This window comes from Variovorax sp. P4_D9, assembly GCF_056401695.1.
Genome location: NZ_JBFUIU010001378.1, coordinates 1 through 1542, shown reverse-complemented (window position 1 = coordinate 1542; position 1542 = coordinate 1). Strand labels below are relative to the sequence as shown.

Below are 1542 nucleotides of genomic sequence, written 5' to 3'. Positions count from 1 at the left end.
CTCGCAGACGGCCACCAGAACCTCCATCGGCGTGTTCCCCGCACCGGCGCCCAGGCCCGCAGCCGCGGCGTCGATACGCGTCGCGCCAGCGGCGACGGCAGCGAGCGAGTTCGCCACGCCCATCGCCAGGTTGTGGTGGCCGTGAAAACCAAGTTCGGTCTCGGGCTTCAGCGCCGCGCGCACCGCGCCAAGCCGCGCTTTCACGTCGTCGGGCAACATGTAGCCGGCCGAGTCGGTGATGTAGATGCAGTTGGCGCCATAGGCTTCCATCAGCAGCGCCTGCTTGACCAGCCCTTCCGGGCTGTTCAGGTGCGCCATCATCAGGAAGCCCACCGTGTCCATGCCGAGCTTGCGCGCGGCGACGATGTGCTGCTCGCTGGCGTCAGCCTCGGTGCAGTGCGTCGCCACGCGGATGGTGCTGACGCCCAGGCCGTGAGCCATCTTCAGATGATCGACCGTGCCGATGCCGGGGATCAGCAGTGCCGATACCTTGGCGCGCTTCATCAGCGGGATCACGGTCGCGAGATATTCCTCGTCGGTGTGCGCCGGGAAGCCGTAGTTCACCGAACTGCCGCCGAGGCCGTCGCCATGCGTGACTTCGATCAGCGGCACGCCAGCGTCGTCCAGTCCCTTCGCGATCGACCTCATCTGCTCCAGCGTCGTCTGGTGGCGCTTGGGGTGCATGCCGTCACGCAGCGTCATGTCGTGCACGAGGATCTTCTTGCCTTGGAATGTCGTCATGACGTCGTCTCCCTCACGCGGCCACCGGCTCGAGCCTGAGCGAGCCGGCCAGGATTTCTTCGGCGAACATCTCGGCGGTGCGCGCGGCGGCCGCTGTCATGATGTCCAGATTGCCGGCGTACTTGGGCAGATAGTCGCCCAGGCCCTCGACCTCCATGAAGACCGAGACTCGGTGGCCGTGGAATATCGGGCCGTTGACGAGCTTGTAGCCCGGCACGTACTTCTGCACTTCCTTGATCATGTCGTGGATCGACTTCGTGATCGCGGCCTGGTCCGGTGCGGTTTCAGTGAGGCAGTGCACGGTGTCGCGCATGATCATCGGCGGCTCGGCCGGGTTGATGACGATGATGGCCTTGCCCTTCTTGGCTCCGCCCACCTTCTCGACCGCACCGGCGGTGGTGCGGGTGAATTCGTCGATGTTCTTGCGAGTGCCCGGCCCGACGGAGCGAGACGCGACGGTGGCGACGATCTCGCCATACGCCACCGGCTGGACGCGTGAGACGGCAGCAATCATCGGGATCGTCGCCTGCCCGCCGCAGGTGACCATGTTGACGTTCATCTCGCGCTTGCCCACATGCTGCTTCAGGTTGACCGGCGGCACGCAGTAGGGGCCGACGGCGGCCGGCGTCAGGTCGATCATCATCACGCCCAGCGCATTGAGCTTGCGCGAGTTCTCGGGATGCACATAGGCGCTGGTGGCGTCGAACGCAATTTGAACGCCGTCGGCCTTCACGTGAGGCATCAGTCCGTCYACGCCATCGGCGGTGGTCTTGAGGCCCATCTCGCGGGCGCGCTTCAGGC

At 65.7% G+C, this 1542-nt stretch carries 2 protein-coding genes; both read right to left on the bottom strand.

Annotated features, from left to right (window positions below):
• The coding region (dmpG, locus tag AC1DY5_RS55130; protein WP_478122615.1) for a 4-hydroxy-2-oxovalerate aldolase at window positions 1-741 on the bottom strand (741 nt) is incomplete at its 3' end.
• 13 nt (window positions 742-754) lie between these two features.
• Window positions 755-1542 (bottom strand): acetaldehyde dehydrogenase (acetylating) (locus tag AC1DY5_RS55125; RefSeq protein ID WP_478122614.1); only part of this gene is annotated, 788 nt, incomplete at its 5' end.